The organism is Streptomyces sp. F63, assembly GCF_018070345.1.
GTDB lineage: Bacteria > Actinomycetota > Actinomycetes > Streptomycetales > Streptomycetaceae > Streptomyces.
Genome location: NZ_JAGPXX010000003.1, coordinates 285,852 through 305,799 on the forward strand (window position 1 = coordinate 285,852; position 19,948 = coordinate 305,799).

Consider the following 19,948-nt stretch of genomic DNA (forward strand, 5'->3'; position numbering starts at 1 on the left):
CAGGCGGAGGTTCCCCGGCGCGCAATACGGACAGGAGATATCCATGAGTGCCAAAACCGTCGCCCCCCTCGCTCATGTCCACCGCGTCCCGCACGAGCCTCCCGAGGACTGGGAGTACTCCCTGCAGTTGCCCCACGATCCCCGGGGCCCGCGGATAGCGCGCTCCACCGTCCGCAGGGTGCTCGCCGAGCACGGGCTCGGGGATCTCGCGGACCGCGCCGAGCTGCTGACCTCCGAGCTGGCCACCAACGCCTTCCGTTACTCCGACGGCCAGACGGCCGTCCGGCTCAAGTGGCGCGAGGGGATGCTGCGCGTCAGCGTCTGGGACACCTCGCCGAGCCGGCCCGCGCCCGTCATCGCCGGCCCGCAGAGCGAGAGCGGCCGCGGTCTGCTGCTGCTGTCGCTCTGCGCGGACGACTGGGGCATCCTCGACCTGGGGAAGGGGCACCCGGCGGTCGGCGGCAAGGTCGTCTGGTTCACGCTGTGCCGCCCGGTGCTCCGGAACGGCACGCTGTAGGGATCCGCCCGCCCCCCTTCCGTGGGATGGTGGTCCCGTGACGCTGGAGGACCTGGTCCGGCTGCGCCGGGCCCGTGACCGGATGGACCGCGACTACGCCGAGCCGCTCGACGTGCCGGCGCTGGCCCGCGGCGCGCTCATGTCGCCGGGCCATTTCTCCCGCAGCTTCCGCGCCGCCTTCGGGGAGACGCCGTACAGCTACCTCATGACTCGCCGGATCGAGCGGGCCAAGGCGCTGCTGCGCCGGGGCGACCTGACGGTGACGGAGGTCTGCTTCGCGGTGGGCTGCACCTCGCTGGGCTCGTTCAGCTCGCGCTTCACCGAACTGGTCGGCGAGAGCCCGAGCGCGTACCGGGCCCGCCGCCATGACGAGGGCGCGGCCATCCCCGCCTGTATCGCCAAGATGTACACGCGACCGGTCAGGAATGGAGAAGCCGGAGCCGCCGCACCGCCCGTAGCGTGAGTCGCATGGACATCAAGCTTTCACAGTGCTTCATCGCCGTCGACGACCACGACAGGGCCCTCGCCTTCTACCGGGATGTGCTCGGCCTGGAGGTGCGCGACGACGTCAGCTTCGAGGGCATGCGCTGGGTGACGGTGGGGGCGCCGTCACAGCCCGGGGTGAGCATCGTTCTGGAGCCGCCCCTCGCGCACCCGAACGCCTCGCCCGCCGACAAGGAGACCATGGCGGAGCTGCTGGCGAAGGGCCTGCTGCGCGCCGTCATCTTCAGTACCGACGACTGTGACGCCACCTTCGAGCGCATCCGCGCCGCGGGCGGCGAGGTGCTGCAGGAGCCGATCGACCAGCCGTACGGAGTCCGCGACTGCGCCTTCCGCGACCCCGCCGGCAACATGCTGCGCTTCAACCAGCCCCGCAGGCCGTGAGCGGCGGTCCCGTGATGCCGCGCACCACCGCCGACGAGAGGGAGAGCCGATGAGCACAGCCGGGACGGCGGACCGGCGGCCGCCCGCGCCGCACACGGCCGACCGCCATGAGGTGATCCGGGTGCACGGCGCTCGGGAGAACAACCTGAAGGACGTCGCCGTCGAGATCCCGAAGCGCCGGCTGACGGTGTTCACGGGCGTCTCCGGCTCGGGCAAGAGCTCGCTGGTGTTCGGCACGATCGCCGCCGAGTCGCAGCGGCTGATCAACGAGACCTACAGCGCCTTCGTGCAGGGCTTCATGCCCGCACTGGCGCGGCCGGAGGTCGACGTCCTGGAAGGGCTGACCACGGCGATCGTCGTCGACCAGCAGCGCATGGGGGCCGACCCGCGCTCCACGGTCGGCACCGCCACCGACGCCGGCGCGATGCTGCGGGTCCTCTTCAGCCGGCTCGGGCAGCCGCACATCGGTCCGCCCGGCGCGTTCGCCTTCAACGTCCCCTCGGTGCGGGCGAGCGGTGCGATCACCGTCGAGCGCGGCGGCAGGAAGGCGGAGAAGGTGGCCTTCACCCGCACCGGCGGCATGTGCCCGCGCTGCGAGGGGCGGGGGACGGTCCCCGACATCGACCTCACCCAGCTCTACGACGACTCCAAGTCGATCGCCGGGGGTGCTTTCACCATCCCCGGCTGGAAGCAGGACAGCTGGTGGACGGTGCGGCTCTACGCCGAGTCTGGCTTCGTCGACCCGGACAAGCCGATCCGTGACTTCACCGGGAAGGAGATGCGCGACTTCCTCCACCACGAGCCGGTCAAGGTGAAGGTCCAGGGCGTCAACCTCACCTACGAGGGGCTGATCCCGAAGATCCGGAAATCGTTCCTCGCCAAGGACCGGGAGGCGATGCAGCCGCACATCAGGGCGTTCGTGGACCGGGCGGTCACCTTCGCCGCCTGCCCCGAGTGCGGCGGCACCCGGCTCGGTGAGGCCGCCCGGTCGTCGCGGATCGCCGGGCTCAACATCGCGGAGGTGAGCGCGCTGCAGATCAGCGATCTGGCCGCGTGGGTCCGCGGGATCGACGAGCCGGGGATGGCGCCGCTGCTCACCGCGCTGGTGCGGGTGCTCGACTCGTTCACGGAGATCGGCCTCGGTTACCTCTCGCTCGACCGGCCGTCGGCCACGCTGTCGGGCGGCGAGGCGCAGCGCGTCAAGATGGTCCGCCATCTCGGCTCCGCGCTCACCGACGTCACCTATGTGTTCGACGAGCCCACCATCGGGCTGCACCCGCACGACATCCGGCGGATGAACGACCTGCTGCTGCGGCTGCGGGACAAGGGCAACACGGTGCTCGTCGTGGAGCACAAGCCGGAGACGATCACGATCGCCGACCATGTGGTCGATCTCGGCCCCGGCGCCGGTACGGCGGGCGGCACCGTCTGCTTCGAGGGCACCGTCGAGGGGCTGCGGGCCGCCGGCACGCCGACGGGACGGCATCTGGGCGACCGGGCGTCCCTGAAGCCGTCGGTGCGGAAGCCGGCGGGCGTGCTGGAGGTGCGCGGCGCGGACGCCAACAACCTGCGGACCGTGGACGTGGACATCCCGCTCGGTGTGCTCTGCGTCGTCACCGGTGTCGCCGGGTCGGGCAAGAGCTCGCTGATCCACGGGTCGCTGGTGGCCGGTCCCGCGGCCGCGGACCACGGCGTGGTCTCGGTGGACCAGGCGCCGGTCCGCGGTTCGCGGCGGAGCAACCCGGCGACGTACACCGGGCTGCTCGACCCGGTCCGCAAGGCGTTCGCCAAGGCCAACGGCGTCAAGCCGGGGCTGTTCAGCGCCAACTCCGAGGGTGCCTGCCCGAACTGCAACGGCGCCGGCGTCGTCTACACCGACCTGGCGATGATGGCGGGTGTCGCCACCGTCTGCGAGGAGTGCGGGGGGAAGCGGTTCCAGGCCCCGGTCCTGGAGTACCGCCTCGGCGGCCGCGACATCAGCGAGGTGCTCGCGATGCCGGTGAGCGAGGCGGCGGAGTTCTTCGGCTCCGGTGAGGCGCGCACGCCGGCGGCGCACCGCGTCCTGGAGCGGATGGAGCTGGTGGGGCTCGGTTACCTCACCCTCGGGCAGCCGCTCACCACGCTGTCGGGAGGCGAGCGGCAGCGGCTCAAACTGGCCACCCACATGGGGGAGAAGGGCGGCGTCTACGTCCTCGACGAGCCGACCACCGGCCTCCACCTCGCCGATGTCGGGCAGCTGCTCGGCCTGCTGGACCGGCTGGTCGACTCCGGCACGTCGGTCATCGTGATCGAGCACCACCAGGCCGTCATGGCGCACGCCGACTGGATCATCGACCTCGGCCCGGGGGCCGGCCACGACGGCGGCCGGATCGTCTTCGAGGGGCCCCCGGCCGACCTCGTGGCCGCCCGCTCGACCCTCACCGGCGAGCACCTCGCGGCCTACGTCACCGGCTGACCGGGCCCCGGCCCCGTCCGCGCCCTCGTGGACCCGGTGCGGGCACGGACGGGTCCGGGGGGCGCGAACGCCCTTGTCCGGAGCGGGCGGAGGGCCGCGGACGGGAAGAGGGCGCCCCGGCCGGGACTGCCGGGAGGACTGTTCGCTGTGAGCGAACGCGGGCCGGGGAACACCCGGGGCAGCAGAGACATTGAGTCTTTACAGCTCAACTTGCCTGCTGAAGGGGAGATCATGGCTTCGACGTCTACGACACTCACCCTGCCGGTGCTGCCTCTCGACGACGAGGTGGTCCTGCCCGGCATGGTGGTGCCGCTGGACCTGTCCGACACGGACGTGCGGGCCGCGGTGGAAGCCGCGCAGGCCGCCGCGGGAAGCGGCGGGGGGAACGGGGGGAACGCGGGGAACGGGGAGAGCGGCGGCGGCAAGCCGCAGGTGCTGCTGGTGCCGCGGATCGACGGCACGTACGCCGCCGTGGGCACGCTCGGCACCGTCGAACAGGTCGGCCGGCTCTCCGGCGGTGACCCCGGCGCGCTCGTGCGGGGCGTGAGCCGGGTGCGGATCGGCGCGGGCACCACCGGGCCGGGCGCCGCGCTCTGGGTGGAGGGCCGCCCGGCCGACGAGCCGGGGCCCGAGCCGGTGCCCGGCGCCGTCACCGAGCTCATGAAGGAGTACAAGGCCCTCGCCACCAGCTGGCTGCGCAAGCGCGGCGCCTGGCAGGTCGTGGACCGCGTCCAGCAGATCGACGACGCCGGCCAGCTCGCCGACAACTCCGGCTACTCGCCGTTCCTCACCGCCGAGCAGCGCGTCGAACTGCTGGAGACCACCGACCCGGTGGCCCGCCTCAAGCTCGCCGTGAAGTGGCTGAGCGAACACCTCGCCGAGCAGGACGTCGCCGAGTCCATCGCCAAGGACGTCCAGGAGGGCGTCGACAAGCAGCAGCGCGAGTTCCTCCTCCGCCGCCAGCTGGAGGCCGTCCGCAAGGAGCTCCGCGAGCTCAACGGCGAGCCGGAGGACGAGTCCGGCGACTACCGCGCCCGGGTCGAGGCCGCCGACCTCCCCGAGAAGGTGCGCGAGGCGGCCCTCAAGGAGGTTGACAAGCTCGAACGCGCCTCCGACCAGAGCCCCGAGGGGAGCTGGATCCGGACCTGGCTCGACACCGTCCTGGAGATGCCCTGGAACGAGCACACCGAGGACGCCTACGACATCCCCGGCGCCCGGGCCGTCCTCGACGCCGACCACGCCGGGCTCGCGGACGTCAAGGAGCGCATCACCGAGTACCTCGCGGTGCGCAAGCGCCGTGCCGAGCGCGGCCTCGGGGTGGTCGGCGGCCGCCGGGGCGGGGCCGTGCTGGCGCTGGTGGGCCCCCCAGGGGTCGGGAAGACCTCGCTCGGTGAGTCCGTCGCCCGCGCCATGGGGCGGAAGTTCGTCCGGGTCGCGCTCGGCGGTGTGCGCGACGAGGCGGAGATCCGCGGCCACCGGCGCACCTACGTCGGCGCGCTGCCCGGCCGCATCGTGCGGGCCGTCAAGGAGGCCGGGTCGATGAACCCCGTCGTCCTCCTCGACGAGATCGACAAGGTCGGCTCCGACTTCCGGGGCGACCCGGCCGCCGCCCTGCTGGAAGTGCTCGACCCGGCGCAGAACCACACCTTCCGCGATCACTACCTGGAGGTCGAACTCGACCTCTCCGACGTGGTCTTCCTCGCCACCGCCAATGTCCTGGAGGCCATCCCGGAGGCGCTGCTCGACCGGATGGAGCTGGTCCGGCTCGACGGCTACACCGAGGACGAGAAGGTCACCATCGCCCGCGACCACCTGCTGGCCCGGCAGCTCGAACGGGCCGGTCTGGCCGAGGGCGAGGTCGTGCTGGAGGAGGCCGCGCTGCGCAAGCTCGCCGGCGAGTACACCCGCGAGGCCGGGGTGCGGAACCTGGAACGCGCCGTCGCGAGGCTGCTCCGCAAGGCCGCGGCCCGGCACGAACTCGGTGAGCTGGAACTGCCCGTCACGATCGGCCCGGAGGACCTGCGCGGCTATCTCGGCCGGCCGCACCACGTCCCCGAGTCCGCGCAGGACCCGCAGGAGCGGCGCACCGCCGTGCCCGGCGTGGCGACCGGACTGGCCGTCACGGGCGCGGGCGGCGACGTCCTCTACGTCGAGGCGTCCCTCGCCGACCGGGAGACCGGCGCCACCGGCCTCCAGATCACCGGCCAGCTCGGTGACGTGATGAAGGAGTCGGCGCAGATCGCCCTGTCCTTCCTGCGCAGCCGGGGCGCCGAACTGGAGCTGCCCGTGGGCGACTTCAACGAGCGCGCGGTGCACCTGCACGTTCCGGCCGGAGCCGTGCCGAAGGACGGGCCCAGTGCCGGGGTCACCATGACGACCGCGCTCGCCTCGCTGCTGTCCGGGCGCCGGGTGCGTCCGGACGTGGCGATGACCGGCGAGGTGTCGCTGACGGGAAGGGTGCTGCCGGTCGGCGGCGTCAAGCAGAAGCTGCTCGCCGCGCACCGCGCCGGGATCACCACGGTCGTCATCCCCAAGCGGAACGAGGCCGATCTGGACGATGTGCCGGCCGAGGTGCTGGAGAGGCTGGAGGTGCATCCGGTGTCGGACGTCCGGCAGGTCCTGCGGCTGGCGCTGGAGCCGGCCGGCACGGGGCACCGGGCCGGGAACGGCCCGGCGGGGAGCGAGCCGGAACTGCCGGTCGCGGTCTGACGGCGGACGGGGGACCGGGGGAGGGAGGCCCGCCGGTTCCGGGCGCCGGCCCGGGGCCCCGGCCCCGGCCCCACTCCGTCCTCCGCTGCCGCTGCCGCCGTCCGTCGTCCTCGGTCCCGGTCCGCCCGCCCCCGTGCCGTCACGCGCCGCCGCGTGCACGGCGCGGGGGCGGGCGCGTGTCCCGGGGCGCGGTGGTGTCGCGGTGTGACGGGGGCGCGAGGCGGGAAGCCGCGTGGAGCCGTGCCCGGATACCGGACCGGCCGGGCCGTGCCATGCCGTGCCATGCCGGGCCGTGCCGGGCCGTGGCGGTTGCGCGGGAAGAGAGCCGCGCGGGAGGCGGGACGCCGTGAGGCCGCGTCTCCCGGCGGAAAAGGGCGTCCGGCGGCTTCCGCGGCCGTCGCGGGAAGGGGGCCCGGGAAGCCGGCCCGGTGCTGCCCGGGCCGGTCCTGCGAAATACTGGCGGGCACCGCGGCGGCACGCACCGCCGAAAACGAAATCCGTCCCGGAAACGGCGGGAGCGGAAAGCGGGGAGGACCAGAGCATGCGCCGGACGGAAGCCGGAGACGCCACCCGGGCCGGAGCGGCCGGAGCACCCCGGGAGCGGGATATGACCGGTGGCGCGTCCGGGGACAGCGCCTTTCTCGCCCTGGAACGGGAGTTGTCCGTCTTTCTGCGCCGGGCCCGCGCCTCCTCCGGCGAGGTGGCCCGCGAGGTGCACCCCGATCTCGAGCCCGCCGCGTACGGACTGCTGGTGCGGCTGTCGGAGGCGGGAGAGCAGCGGGCCACCGCACTCGCGGCGTACTTCGGTGTCGGCAAGGCCACCATGAGCCGCCAGCTCCGCGCCCTGGAGGAGCTGGGGATCGTCACCCGGCGGCCGGACCCGGCCGACGGGCGCGCCTCGCTGGTGACGCTGACGGAGGAGGGCGCCGGCCGCTTCTCCGCCGTGCGCCGCGCCCGCCGCGAACGCTACGCCCGCAAGCTCCGGAGCTGGGACCGGGCGGAGATCGCCGAACTCGCCCGGCTGCTGCACCGGTTGAACGAGCTGGACGGCGCGGAGGGCTGAGCGGGGGCGGCCGGCCGCCCGGCCGCCCGGTCACGTCCCCGGGACCGCCGGGAACTCCGCGAAGACGGCGGTCGCGTCATCGTGCCGCTTGCCGCGCGGGAAGGCGCCGCCCCGCGGGTCCGCGGTCTCCGCCGCCCGTACCCGGCGCACCAGGCCGTCCGTTCCCTCGGAGCGGAGCAGCGCGGGGCAGTCGGCCCAGGCGCCCTCCCGGAAGACCTCCACCCAGCGGGCGGCGCCGTCCGTCAGGGCGGTGAGCGAGCGCACGTTCGCGCGCGGTACGGCACCCGTCACGGCCCGGGCGGCGACCGCCGGGTCGGCGGCGGCGGTGAAGAAGCCGCCCTCCGCGTTGCGCAGGGCCTCCACGGCGCGGACGTAGGCGGCCACCCGCGCGGCGCGTTCGGCCGACCCGGTCGGCAGCGCCCGTACGGCGGCGCGCAGTTCCGGCACCGGGGGCGGCAGGCGGGACAGCCGGTCGTCCCGCTCCGCGGTGACCATCCCGTCCTGCCGCTCGACGAGCAGGACGGAGTCGGAGAGCACCAGATGTTCCAGGTTCCGCTCGTTCCAGCGCGCGGCCACGACCGTTGTTTGCGGTGTTTGAACGTGAGAAAGCTCACAGGTTTTTCGGTGGGCATCGGCAGTGCGTTCGATTGCCGCCGCGAGGCATTCCCGGAGGGTCATATCCCGCCGCGAACCGGACAGTTCGAGCAGCGCGCCGCCGAGGCGCGCGGTGAACCACGGCACTCCGTGTACGCATCCGCCGCCGCCCTCGGGGGGAGTGACGCCGTCCAGCAGGACCAGCGAGCCTCCCGCGCCGGACGCCGGCAGGGCCACCGACGCGTAGTCCTCGTTGGGGACGAGGGGGTCGCCCGGCTCCGTGGTGAGGTCGATGCGCATGCGGTCAGTCTGCCGGATCCGGCGCGGACCCCCTCGGCTGTTGTGGCCTGCGGTGACGGTCGGCGCGGCGGGCGGGAAACGGCCGAGGTGCCGGAATTCCCCCATACCTGACCGGCCGTGGAATGTGCGGGCGCGCATCTTGCCAGCACGGGCTGGCGTTTTCCAACCGGCGCCCCCCGCGGCGGCCCCCGGGGTGACGCACCGGGGTTGTTCGCCCACTCCGGATTGATGTTCACTCGTCCGAGTGGCCGGGCGGGTGATGGGCGGCCCCATTCACACCGGCGGTGGAATCGTCGAATTCCGTTGCCGGTACGGGGAGAACGCCCGTCGGCGCTCCGCGCCCCAGGGGAACGAGGAATGCGAGCGGATCGCCGGAGCCCTCGGCCCTGCGGAGACGAGACAAGATTGCGAGCACCGGTGCGAAGAATGCGGCCTCGGGGCAAGGAACGTGAGTCGGCACCAGCCGGGGGAGCGGCCTCCGCACCGCCCGGGAAGCGCACCGCCAAAGTCCGCAACCGGCTCGTGATCTCGGTGGCCGTGGTCGCCGCGGCCGTGGCCGGGGCCGGCGCGCCCGCCGTCGTCGCCGCGTCCTCCGACCTCAACGACTCCCAGCGCCTGGTCACCCTCTCCGAACTGAACACGCAGGCCGTCGTGCTGGCCCACTCGCTGGCCGACGAGCGCGACACCATGACGCGCTTCGTCGCCGCGGGCCGGGCCGCCGGCTCCGGCAGCGCCACGGGCATCTCGGAGAAGCGGCGCGCGCGCGTCGACCGCCAGCTGGAGGAGATCCGGGAGAACGCCCCCGCAGCCCTGGACCGCCGGCTCGCGGAGCTCCCGGACATCCGGCAGTCGGCGCTCACCGGCTCCGGCCCGGCCTCCGACACCTTCGCCCGCTACACCCGGCTGGTGCAGGCGCTGCACGGTGTCTCCGCCGACCTCGCGCGCCGTATCCCGCCGCGAGCCGCCGACGGGCCCGCCGACGCGCTGTCCGACCTGGGCCGCGCCGTGGAGCAGGCCGCCGCCACCCGCACCCTGCTGCTGGGCGCCCTGGCGGCCGGCGGCGAGGGTGAACTGACCGCCACGGCGCAGCGCACCCGCGTCCAGGAGCTCGCGGCGGTCGCCGACTTCCGGCAGACCGCCCCGGCCGCCGCCAAGGACAGCTACGACGGCACCGTCAACGGCGACGAGGCCGGCCGCGCCGAGCGCTACCTGGGGGTCCTCACCGACCAGCCGCAGCTGTCCGAGGCCGACCTGGCCCTCGACCAGAAGCGCGTGGACGCCGCCCTGTCCGGCCGGATCGACCTGATGCGCGCCGTCGAGTCCTCCCTCACCACCGAGGAGTCCGCCCGGCTCGCCGCCCTCCGCGACGACGACGTGCGGTCCCTGGAGCTGGCCGCCGGGCTCCTCGCCGTCTGCGTGCTGATCGCCGTGGGCTCCGGCATGTCCGCGGCCCGCTCCATGACCCGGCCGCTGGCCGTGCTGCGGCTCGGCGCCCGGCGGGTCGCCGCCGATCCGGTCGGCGAGGAGCCGGTCCGGTTCACCGGCCGCAACGACGAGTACGCCGAGGCCGTGCGCGCCGTCAACGAACTCCGCGCCAGGGCGGAGGGCTTCCACCAGGAGCTGGAGAAGCTCCGTGCCGAGCGCGGCGGCCTGATCCGCGAGCGGCAGAAGCTCGCCGACAAGCGGGACGAGCTGGCCCGGCAGAAGAGCGATCTCGCCGAGCGGCTCAGCGGCCTCCAGGACCGCGTGCACAGCAGCTTCGTCCACCTGTCGCTGCGCACCCTCGGCCTCGTCGAACGGCAGCTCGGTCTCATCGAGGGGCTGGAGGAGCGGGCGAACGAGCCCGAGCACCTGGAAGCCCTGTACAAGCTCGACCACCTCGCCACCCGGATGCGGCGGCACAGCGAGAACCTCCTGGTCCTCTCGGGCGCGGAGCACACCACCACGCACAGTGCCTCCGTGCCGCTGCTCGACGTGCTGCGCGCCTCGGTCAGCGAGATCGAGCGCTATGAGCGGGTGACCATCCAGTCCCTCCCGCCGCACGCGCGGGTCGCCGGATTCGCCGCCGACGCGCTCAGCCACCTGGTCGCCGAACTGCTGGAGAACGCGGCCGCGTTCTCGCCGCCGGAGGACGAGGTCGAGCTCTCCGGCTACCAGCTGGAGAACGGCGAGGTGATGCTCTCCGTCGAGGACCGCGGCATCGGCATGACGGAGGAGCGGCTGGCCGAGGTCAACGCCCGCCTCGCCGACCCCGACGGTGAGGCCGCCGGCGCCGACGAGGACGCCCTCGGCCTCGGCCTGTACGTGGTCGCGCGGCTCGCGGCGCGGCACGGCATCCGGGTCGAGCTGCGCGACCGGGCGCAGGGCGGGGTCACGGCCGTCGTCGTGCTGCCGACCTCCGTCCTGCCGACCCGGCCCGAGCCCTCCCACGTCAAGTCCGGTGAGAGCAGGGCCACGGGCGTGTCACTGCCCGGTTCGGTGGCCGAGGCCAACTCCAACACCCTGCCGCACCGCCGCGGCGGCTCCCTGCCCCGGCGCGGGGACGCCGGCGGGAGCGGTGCCGGAACGGCCGCCGAGGAGACCGGCGCGGCTGCCGCGGACACCGGCACGGCCCGCCCGGCGGACGGAACGGGGGACGCCGCGGCCGCCGGCGCCGGAGCGCCCAAGGCGTCCCCGGCCGTGCCCCCCGCAGTGCCGAGTCCGCCGGGACGCGGACCGGTTACGGACCCGGCCCCGTCCGCGGAGCCGGCGGCGGACGCCTCCGGAGCCCCGGTCCGGGCCCCGGGCCCCGCTGCCACCGGCACCCCGGCGGAGCGGGAGCCCGGGACCGTCTCCGGTTCCGCACCGGCGGACGCGGGCGCACCGCGCGCCGGAAACCCCGGCGCCCCCGGCGCCCCCGGCGCCCGCACGGCACTCGCCCGGAGCGCGGAGCACGACCCCCTGGTCGCGGCCGCCGAGGAAGCGGTACGGGCGGCACGGGCGGAGGCGGGAACCCCGGACGGCGCCCCCGCGGGAACCCCCGCCGGGCCGGCCGCCCCGGACCCGGCGCCCACCGCCCCCGAGGAGCGGACCGCCGCGGACGCCGCCGCGTCCGCCGTCCCGGCCGCGGACGCCCGGCCCGGGCTCACCGGCCCCGCGCCCGGCGCCTCCGACGCCGGCGCGGCTTCCGGACTCCCGCCGTCCCGCGCGGAGTCCGGGCCCTCGCCCGCCGCCGCCGACGGCGACCCGTACGGCATCCGGCGGGCCGAGGCCGGCGAGGAGCAGCACGCGCGGGCCGCGGACGACGCCGGCCTGGCCGACGTGGCCGGCGTGGACGAGCCGACCCAGTCCTTCCGGCTGCCCCCGCCGCTGCCCCGGCCGGGCGCCGAACCGGCCCCGGCCCCGCTCGGCACCGACCGGACGGGGGAGACGGGGACGGAGACCGGCCGCACGGAGCACGGCGTCGCGGCCCCCGGCGCGGAGAGCCCGGCCGGCCACGCCCCCACCGTCCCCGGGCAGCGGTCCGCGGAGACCCCCGGGCAGCCGGAGACCCCCGGGCAGCCGGCGGCCCCCGCCCGGCGGCTGACCGACAAGGGCCTCCCCAAGCGGACGCCCAAGACCGTGGCGGCACGGAGCGGTCCGGCGCGGGCCAGGGCGGGAGGCGTGGACGCGGAGGCCCTGCGCCGCAAGCTCGGCGGCTTCCAGCAGGGGGCGCAGCACGGACGGCGCGACGCCGACGCGGAGATCGCCGAGAAGACGGGTGAGCACCGCGCCGTCGGACTGGACGACGGTGGCACAGGCGAGGAGGCACGCGGTTGAACGCGTATACGAAGGCCGGCTCGGAGCCGCACGGTTCGCACGGGCTCAGCAGTGAGGCCCGCAACCTGCACTGGCTCCTGACGAATCTGGTGGAGGAGGTGCCCGGCGTCCACTCGGTGGCCGTGGTCTCTTCCGACGGCCTGCTGCTGCTCAGCTCCGACCCGGACACGGGCACGGGCGCGGGCGCGGAAGAGGCGGCCGCTGCCGGAGCCGGCGGCGACAGCGGCCCCAAGGGTTCCAGCGCCGACCTCGCCACCATCGTCTCCGGGGTCGGGGCGCTGACCCACGGTGCGTCCAAGCTGATGGACGCCGGCCCGGTGAAGCAGACGATGATCGCGATGGACGAGGGCAGCGTCTTCGTCATGTCGATCAGCGACGGATCGCTGCTCGGGGTGCACGCGACCCCCGACTGCGACATGAGCGTGGTCGCCTACCACATGGCGCTCTTCGTGGGCCGCGCCGGGCACGTCCTCACCCCCGAACTCCGCAACGAACTGCGCCAGTCCCTGGAGAGCCGCACGTGACCTCCCCCCGACTCCCGGTCCGGACCGCGGACCGCGGCCAGCAGCGCAAACCGGCCCGGGTCCGCCCGTACTCGCTGACCGGCGGCCGGACCCGCTTCGGCCATGTCCTGCTCGTGGAGACCTTCGTCGCGGCCATCGAGGCCCCGGAGGACCGCCCGGAGCTGACGGCCGGCAACTGGGCCGACCGGGTGATGCCCGAGATGCGGGCCATCGTCGAACTCTGCCGCAAGATGCGCTCGGTCGCGGAGATCTCCGCGCTGCTCCACATCCCGCTGGGGGTGGTCCGCGTGCTGCTCAGCGACCTGGCCGACCAGGGAAAGATCCGCGTTTACGGCAACGGCGCCGGCACCGATACCGGCCGCCCCGACCGCGCACTGCTCGAAAGGGTCCTGAGTGGACTTCGCAGGCTCTGACACCATGACCCCCGCGGGACCGACCACCGCCGCGCCGCCCGTCGCGGACGAGAACGTCCAGAGCTGGCAGACCGATCGCAGCCGCGCCCCCGTCTCCACCAAGATCGTGGTGGCGGGCGGCTTCGGCGTCGGCAAGACCACCTTCGTCGGCTCGGTCTCCGAGATCACGCCCCTCACCACCGAGGCGGTGATGACACAGGCCAGCGAGGACGTCGACGACATCGCGGCGACCCCGGACAAGACCACGACGACCGTCGCCATGGACTTCGGCCGGATCACCCTCGACGCCGGGCTCGTCCTCTACCTCTTCGGCACCCCCGGCCAGAAACGCTTCTGGTTCATGTGGGACGACCTGGTGCGCGGCGCGATCGGCGCCGTGGTCATGGCCGACACCCGGCGGCTGGAGGACTGCTTCCCGGCCCTGGACTACTTCGAGAGCTGCGGACTTCCGTACGCCGTGGCCGTCAACCACTTCGAGGGCACCGAGTCGTTCGCGGAGGAGGACGTGCGCGAGGCCCTGTCCGTGCCGGACCACGTCCCGGTGGAGATCATGGACGCGCGCGACCGGGAAACCGTGATCCGTTCGCTGCTCGCGCTCGTGGCCCACGCCCTTGACGTGACACCCGAGTGACGTAGCCTCACTTCCGCCCCAGCAATGGGCAGTTGCGCAGCTCAGAGGCCCGGCGGTGCGGCACCCCGGCTCGGCCGCCCGGTCACCCCGGCGGCCGGGCGCCCGGTGTGTGTCCCGGTGCCCCTGCCGTTCCGCGGTCCCGCCCGTGTTCCTTCCCGTGTGAAAGAGAGAGCCCACCGCCATGCGGAAGATACTCGTCGTCGGAGCCGGCCAGTCCGGACTCCAGCTCGCCCTCGGCCTGCAGCAGCACGGTTACGAGGTCACCCTGATGTCGAACCGCACGGCGGACGAGATCCGCTCGGGCCGGGTCATGTCCACCCAGTGCATGTTCCACACCGCCCTGCAGCACGAGCGGGACCTCGGCCTCAACTTCTGGGAGAGCCAGGCCCCGCGGATCGAGGGCCTCGGCATCTCCGTCGCCGGACCCGACGGCAGCCGCCCCGTCGACTGGGTGGGCAGGCTGGAGGGCTACGCCCAGTCCGTCGACCAGCGGGTGAAGATGGCCGGCTGGATGGAGACCTTCGCGCAGCGCGGCGGGCAGCTCGTCATCCACGGCGCCGCCGTCTCCGACCTCGACTACTTCGCCCGCTCCTACGACCTGGTGCTGATCTCGGCCGGCAAGGGCGAGCTCGTCTCGATGTTCGGCCGGGACGCCTCCCGTTCCCCGTACGACACACCGCAGCGCGCACTGGCCGTCGCGTACGTGCACGGGCTCGGGCCGCGCCCGGAGCACCCGGACTACGACGCGGTGCGCTGCAACCTCGTGCCCGGTGTCGGCGAGATGTTCGTCATGCCGACCCACACCCTCTCCGGCCGGGCCGACATCCTCTTCTGGGAGGGCGTCCCCGGCGGCCCGCTCGACGTCTTCGACTCCATCAAGGACCCGGGCGAGCACCTCGCGGTGACGCTCGACCTGATGAAGCAGTTCCTGCCCTGGGAGTACGACCGCGCCACGAAGGTGGAGCTGACCGACGCGGGCGGCACCCTCGCCGGCCGCTACCCGCCCACCGTGCGCAACCCGATCGGCCGGCTGCCCTCCGGCGGGCTGGTGCTGGGCGTGGCCGACGTCGTCGTCGCCAACGACCCCCTGACCGGTCAGGGCTCCAACTCGGCGTCCAAGTGCGCCGCCGCGTATCTGGCGAGCATCCTGGAGCGCGGCGACCAGCCGTTCGACGCGGAGTGGATGCAGGCCACGTTCGACCGCTACTGGGAGACCGCCCGGCACGTCGTGAAGTGGACGAACGCGATGCTGGCCCCGCCGCCGGAGCACGTCCTCAACCTGATCGGCGCGGGCGGGCAGTACCAGCCGGTCGCCGACCGCTTCGCCAACGCCTTCAACAACCCGGCGGACCTGGAGAACTTCTTCTTCGAGCCGGAGAAGACGGAGGGCTACCTCGCCGAGGTCGCGGGCGCCCGGTAGACCGGGCTCTCGGCCCGGTCGGCTCGTTCACCCCCGGCCGGGCCGTGCCCCGGCCGGGCCGCGGGCCGCCGGGCGACGCTCAGGCGCCGGGACTCCGCCGGGGCCAGGGCCAGTTCGGGCCGGAGGCGGCCCGGCCCTCCGGGTCGTGGACGTACTTCCAGCCCAGCGGCAGGCCGAGCCGTCTGCTGTGGCCGCGGATCTCGCGCCGGTAGACGTGGACCACCGGCTCGCCGCCGTCCGGCCGCGGCACCGGGACCTCGTAGACCTTCGGCGGCTTGCCGGTCGCCCCCGTCAGCACGGGCAGCACCCGGCCGTCCAGCGGCCCGCCCTCGAAGGGCGTCTCCTCGCTTCTCACGGCGCGCCCGCCTCCGGGCCGCGCGGAGCGGCGGCACCGGTCGCGCCGCCGCCGGCCGGGGAGCCACCGGCCCCGGGCGCCCCGGGTTCCAGCAGATGGCCCGCCTCCGCCAGCAGCGGCAGCAGCCGCCGGGCGAGCGCGCCCACCGGTCCGTCCGCCCGCTCCGCCGCCAGCGCCTTCCCGAGCACGCCCGCGGTCTGCGGGTCGTGCGCCGCGGTGGCGGCGAGCAGGGCGAGGAAGTGGTCGAGCAAGGAGTCGCGCAGCTCGCCGACGGGTGGCTGCTTCTCCTCGTCCAGCCAGATCAGCGAGGTGGCCTCGACCGCAGCGATCCAGGCGCGGACGGCCGTGCGCAGCCGCAGGCCCGGCCGCGAGACGCCGAGATGGACGAGGATCTGCTCGGCGGCGGCCCGCCGGACCTCGTCCACGATGGCCGAGGTCCGGGAGGTCTCGGCGACGCTGCCGCCCTGGAGCAGCGCGCTGAAACCGGCGTCGTACTCGTCGACGAAGGCGAGGTAGCGGTCCAGGGCGCGCGCCAGCCGGTGGGTCATCGGGCCGGTCTGGGGCTCGGCGAAGCACAGCTCCATCCGGTCCGCGGCGCTGCGCAGCGCGGCTTCGTACAACTGCGGCTTGCCGCCGGGGAAGTAGCGGTAGACGAGCGGGCGCGACACCTCGGCGGCATGGGCCACGTCGTCCAGGGAGACGTCCTCCGGCGCCCGCTCGGCGAAGAGCGCGAGGGCCGCGTCGAGCAGCTGGCGGCGCCGCTGCTCGACGGTGAGCCGCCGGTACGCGGCCCCGGGGCCGGACCGGCGGCCGGACGATGCTGTCGGGGCGGTGCCGCTGCCGTTCATGCCCGCAGGGTAACCGGCGCGGTGGGGCGGCGGCCGCGCGCGGGCCCCGTACCGGGGACTCCGGTCGGGACCGGCCCGGAGCCGCCCGGACCCGCCCGGACCCGCCGTCGCGTATCCGCCGCGGGGCGCCGTCCCGGCCGCGGGCTCAGGCGAGCAGCCCGGAGCTCTTCCACATCCGGCGGCCCGCGCCGCGCAGCACGCCGATGTCGTCGAGGAAGTCCGTCAGCTTCTTCGCCCCGGTCTGCATGACCTCGCGCCGGTGCCCGCTGGCCGCGACCTGCGCCACCGCTTCCCGCTGGTCGAGGCCGACGTTCGTGTAGACCTCGGGGTTGATGAAGGCCTTGGAGAAGACACGGGCGAACTCGCCCGAGGTCAGCCGGGTGAACTCGCGGCTCCAGCGCGGCGCGCTCACCATCTGGTGGCGCAGCTCCTCCCGCGCGTAGCGCACGTGCCGGGCCTCCTCCACCACGTGGATGCGGGTGACGCCGCGCACCAGCGGCTGGATGCGCTCGTCGGGGAAGGTGAGCCGCTGCATCCAGTCGAGGATCTCCTCGCCGAGGAGCGTGGCCGTGAAGGAGCCGGGGGTGGTGGAGACCGTCTTGAACAGCCGGCCGAGGTTGTGGTGGACCCGCGAGACCGGGTAGACGGGGGTGCCGTTCTTCTGGATCAGCCGGGCGAACATCTTCGAGTGCCGGCACTCGTCCTCGATCTCGGTGAGGGCGTAGCGCACGTGCGAGCTGGTCGGCGACTTGTCGTAGACGTGCCGGCAGAGCAGCTGCATGAGGATGATCTCGAACCAGATGCCGAGCGAGGCCAGGGCGGAGGACTCGTGCTTGGAGAGCTCGATCCGCTGCTCCTCCGACATCGTCTTCCACAGTGGGGTGTCGTAGAGCGAGACCAGCTCCGGTGGCCAGAACCAGTGGCCCTCCGCGAAGGGCGCGTCCCAGTCCAGCTCGGCGTCCGGGTCGAAGGAGTGCTTGGCGGAGGAGTCGAGCAGGCGCAGGGCGACCTTCTCCCGGTCCTTGAGCAGGCCGAGAGCATCCCGCTGCGCCGCTGCCCCGGTTGTGATCGTCATGCTGTCGGCCACCTCGCTTGTGGGTTACCCGCGGTACTCCTTTATGAGACTGCTTGTCAGCAAGAAGGTCAATCCCCTGGCGGAGACTTGTTGAAGCCCGGTTGACCCCGCCGCGGAGAACGTGTGAGCCTGCCAACCATCCCCTTCCGCACGGGAGTCCGCGAGGCCGAGGAGGCGTCGATGACGACGCACGATCTCTACGCGCAAGACCCAGGAGCCCCCGACTGGCAGGTACCGGCCTCCGGCGCCGCCCGCTTCAGCTGGGAGTACGACGACGGGCGCGACCGGCTGCTCGCCCTGTACCAGAAGGGCAAGGACAAGCAGTGGGACTCGGTCCGCCGGATCGACTGGGACCTGGAGGTGGACCCCTACGACCCGCTCGGCACCCCCGACGAGGCCCTCGCCCTGCACGGCACCCGGCACTGGAGCCGGATGACCGAGCGCGACAAGGGCGAGCTGCGGCGCCACTACAGCTCCTGGCAGTTCAGCCAGTTCCTCCACGGCGAGCAGGGCGCCATGATCTGCGCGGCCCGCATCGTGGAGTCCGTCCCCGACCTGGACGCCAAGTTCTACTCCGCGACCCAGACCATGGACGAGGCCCGGCACGCCGAGATCTACGGCCGCTTCCTCCACGAGAAGATCGGGATGCTCTACCCGATCAACGACAACCTGCAGGCCCTGCTGGGCGACACCCTCCGCGACTCCCGCTGGGACATGCCCTACCTCGGCATGCAGGTCCTGATCGAGGGCCTGGCCCTGGCCGCGTTCGGCATGATCCGCGACACCACCGACAAGCCGCTCCCGAAGCAGATCCTCGCCTACGTCATGCAGGACGAGGCCCGGCACGTGGCCTTCGGCCGGATGGCGCTGCGCGACTACTACCGGCAGCTCACCGACGCCGAACTGCGCGAGCGCGAGGAGTTCGTCATCGAGGGCTGCTACCTCATGCGCGACCGGCTGCGCGGCACCGAGGTGCTGGAGAACTTCGGCATCCCGGCCGCGGAGGCGGAGGAGTACACCGAACAGTCGGAGTTCCTGCACCTCTTCCGCAAGCTGCTGTTCAGCCGGATCGTGCCCTGCGTGAAGGACATCGGCCTGTGGGGCGAGCGCCTCCAGCGCGCCTACCTCGACCTGGGCGTCTTCGAACTCGGCGACTCCAACCTCGACCTGCTGATGGCGCAGGACGAGGAACTGGCCGACAAGCTGGACGCCGAACGCTTCGCGGCCGAGGAGGCCGCCCGCACGGCGGAGGTCACCGAGGCCATCGCGGAGGGCGCGGCGGCGGACAGCTGACCGGCCGGCGGAAACGCGCCGCGGGGCGCGGCCGCCCGGACGGAACGCATGCCGGGGCGCCGCGCGGCTGTCAGCATGAACCCATGACAGCGACCCGCCCCGGCAGCCGCGCCGCCGCCCACGACAGCCTCCGCGCCCTGGCCCTCGGCGACGCCTTCGGGGAACGCTGGTTCCCGCTCGCCGCCGGACAGGGGAGCGCCGGCGCGGCCATCCGGGAGCGGCGGACGCCGCAGGCGCCCCGCTGGCCGTGGACCGACGACACGGCGATGGCCCTGTCGGTCTTCGCCGTCCTCGACCGGCACGGCGAGGTACGCCAGGAGGAACTGGCCCGGGAGTTCGGCGAGCGCTTCCTCGCCGAGCCCGCCCGCGGCTACGGCAGCGGCATGCACCAACTGCTGCCGCTGCTCGCCCGCCGGCCGGACCGCTGGCGCGAGGAGGCGGACGGCCTCTTCGACGGCCAGGGCAGCCTCGGCAACGGTGCCGCCATGCGGGTCGCCCCCCTCGGCGCCTGGTTCACGGGCGACCCGGAGCGGGCCGCGGAGCAGGCCGCGCTGTCCGCGCAGGTCACCCACGCGCACCCGGAGGGGACCGCGGGCGCGGTGGCCGTCGCCGTCGCGGCCGCCCTCGCCGCCGACCGGACCACGGACCCCCCCGGCCCCGCCGGCCTGCTGGCGGAGATCGCGGACCGCACCCCCGAAGGGGCCGTACGCGACGGCCTGCTGCGCGCGGCCGGACTGCCGCCGGACACCGAACCCGCGGCGGCGGCCGCCGCCCTGGGCAGCGGCTATCGCATCCGTGCGGACGACACCGTCCCGTTCGCGCTGTGGTGCGCGGCCGGCCACCTCGACGACCTCACCGAAGCACTGTGGACCACCGCGGCGGGTCTGGGCGACGTGGACACGACCTGCGCCATCGCGGGCGGCGTGGTCGGCGGCCGGACGGGCCTCGCCGACGTCCCGGACACGTGGCTGGAGCGCGCCGAACCTCTGCCCGCAGCGTTCGCGGCCTGACGACCGGAGCCGCGGAGTCCCGGGCCGCCCGCCGGGAGCCGGCGGCACGGCACCCTGG

At 74.1% G+C, this 19,948-nt stretch carries 17 protein-coding genes; 13 read left to right on the forward strand and 4 right to left on the reverse strand.

What is annotated here, in order from left to right; all coding sequences use genetic code 11:
* Positions 1-43 precede the first annotated feature (43 nt).
* From KBZ10_RS05315 to KBZ10_RS05340, 6 genes are all read left to right on the forward strand, one after another.
* Positions 44-517 (forward strand): ATP-binding protein, encoded by a 474-nt coding sequence (locus tag KBZ10_RS05315; RefSeq protein ID WP_210986302.1) that lies wholly within the window; start codon positions 44-46, stop codon positions 515-517.
* 37 nt (positions 518-554) lie between these two features.
* Entirely contained in the window at positions 555-980 is a 426-nt protein-coding gene (locus KBZ10_RS05320; protein ID WP_210986303.1) for a helix-turn-helix transcriptional regulator, read from the forward strand.
* Positions 981-985: 5 nt separating this feature from the next.
* On the forward strand, positions 986-1,402 hold the full coding sequence (locus tag KBZ10_RS05325; protein WP_210986304.1) for a VOC family protein: 417 nt from the start codon (positions 986-988) through the stop codon (positions 1,400-1,402).
* Between the two features lie 49 nt (positions 1,403-1,451).
* Entirely contained in the window at positions 1,452-3,857 is a 2,406-nt protein-coding gene (locus KBZ10_RS05330; RefSeq protein ID WP_210986305.1) for an excinuclease ABC subunit UvrA, read from the forward strand.
* Between the two features lie 231 nt (positions 3,858-4,088).
* Positions 4,089-6,566, forward strand: coding sequence for an endopeptidase La (lon, locus tag KBZ10_RS05335; protein ID WP_210986306.1), 2,478 nt, complete (start codon positions 4,089-4,091; stop codon positions 6,564-6,566).
* Between the two features lie 541 nt (positions 6,567-7,107).
* Positions 7,108-7,629, forward strand: a complete 522-nt coding sequence (locus tag KBZ10_RS05340) for a MarR family winged helix-turn-helix transcriptional regulator (RefSeq protein WP_374223309.1) — start codon at positions 7,108-7,110, stop codon at positions 7,627-7,629.
* A 30-nt stretch (positions 7,630-7,659) separates the two neighbouring features.
* On the opposite strand, the gene KBZ10_RS05345 is transcribed toward KBZ10_RS05340, so the two are convergent.
* Positions 7,660-8,523, reverse strand: coding sequence for a hypothetical protein (locus tag KBZ10_RS05345; protein WP_210986308.1), 864 nt, complete (start codon positions 8,521-8,523; stop codon positions 7,660-7,662).
* 522 nt (positions 8,524-9,045) lie between these two features.
* Here KBZ10_RS05345 and KBZ10_RS29980 point away from each other — a divergent pair.
* From KBZ10_RS29980 to KBZ10_RS05370, 5 genes are all read left to right on the forward strand, one after another.
* Complete coding sequence (locus tag KBZ10_RS29980) at positions 9,046-12,321, forward strand: nitrate- and nitrite sensing domain-containing protein (protein ID WP_307847205.1); 3,276 nt, start codon at positions 9,046-9,048, stop codon at positions 12,319-12,321.
* Positions 12,318-12,845: a roadblock/LC7 domain-containing protein gene (locus KBZ10_RS05355; protein ID WP_210986310.1), complete on the forward strand. Its 528-nt coding sequence runs from the start codon at positions 12,318-12,320 to the stop codon at positions 12,843-12,845. The genes KBZ10_RS29980 and KBZ10_RS05355 overlap by 4 nt, the downstream gene beginning before the upstream one ends.
* On the forward strand, positions 12,842-13,258 hold the full coding sequence (locus KBZ10_RS05360) for a DUF742 domain-containing protein (protein ID WP_210986311.1): 417 nt from the start codon (positions 12,842-12,844) through the stop codon (positions 13,256-13,258). The genes KBZ10_RS05355 and KBZ10_RS05360 overlap by 4 nt, the downstream gene beginning before the upstream one ends.
* A gap of 4 nt (positions 13,259-13,262) precedes the next feature.
* Positions 13,263-13,889: an ATP/GTP-binding protein gene (locus KBZ10_RS05365; RefSeq protein ID WP_210986312.1), complete on the forward strand. Its 627-nt coding sequence runs from the start codon at positions 13,263-13,265 to the stop codon at positions 13,887-13,889.
* Between the two features lie 181 nt (positions 13,890-14,070).
* Positions 14,071-15,309 carry a styrene monooxygenase/indole monooxygenase family protein gene (locus KBZ10_RS05370; RefSeq protein ID WP_210986313.1) on the forward strand — a complete coding sequence of 413 codons (1,239 nt, stop codon included), beginning with the start codon at positions 14,071-14,073 and terminating at the stop codon, positions 15,307-15,309.
* Positions 15,310-15,388: 79 nt separating this feature from the next.
* Here the strand turns inward: KBZ10_RS05370 and KBZ10_RS05375 are convergent, their stop codons facing one another.
* From KBZ10_RS05375 to KBZ10_RS05385, 3 genes are all read right to left on the reverse strand, one after another.
* Positions 15,389-15,664, reverse strand: coding sequence for a hypothetical protein (locus tag KBZ10_RS05375; RefSeq protein ID WP_210986314.1), 276 nt, complete (start codon positions 15,662-15,664; stop codon positions 15,389-15,391).
* A complete protein-coding gene (locus tag KBZ10_RS05380) occupies positions 15,661-16,512 on the reverse strand; it encodes a TetR/AcrR family transcriptional regulator (protein WP_210986315.1) in 852 nt (283 codons plus the stop codon). Before KBZ10_RS05380 ends, KBZ10_RS05375 begins: the two co-directional genes overlap by 4 nt.
* A 145-nt stretch (positions 16,513-16,657) precedes the next feature.
* The gene (locus tag KBZ10_RS05385; RefSeq protein WP_210986316.1) at positions 16,658-17,587 is read right to left on the reverse strand and encodes a diiron oxygenase; all 930 of its coding nucleotides are present in this window, start codon (positions 17,585-17,587) and stop codon (positions 16,658-16,660) included.
* A 180-nt stretch (positions 17,588-17,767) separates the two neighbouring features.
* On the opposite strand from KBZ10_RS05385, the gene KBZ10_RS05390 reads away from it, so the two are divergent.
* Both KBZ10_RS05390 and KBZ10_RS05395 read left to right on the forward strand, forming a co-directional pair.
* Complete coding sequence (locus KBZ10_RS05390; protein WP_210986444.1) at positions 17,768-18,880, forward strand: ferritin-like domain-containing protein; 1,113 nt, start codon at positions 17,768-17,770, stop codon at positions 18,878-18,880.
* A gap of 83 nt (positions 18,881-18,963) precedes the next feature.
* Positions 18,964-19,890 carry an ADP-ribosylglycohydrolase family protein gene (locus KBZ10_RS05395; RefSeq protein WP_210986317.1) on the forward strand — a complete coding sequence of 309 codons (927 nt, stop codon included), beginning with the start codon at positions 18,964-18,966 and terminating at the stop codon, positions 19,888-19,890.
* Positions 19,891-19,948: the final 58 nt, after the last annotated feature.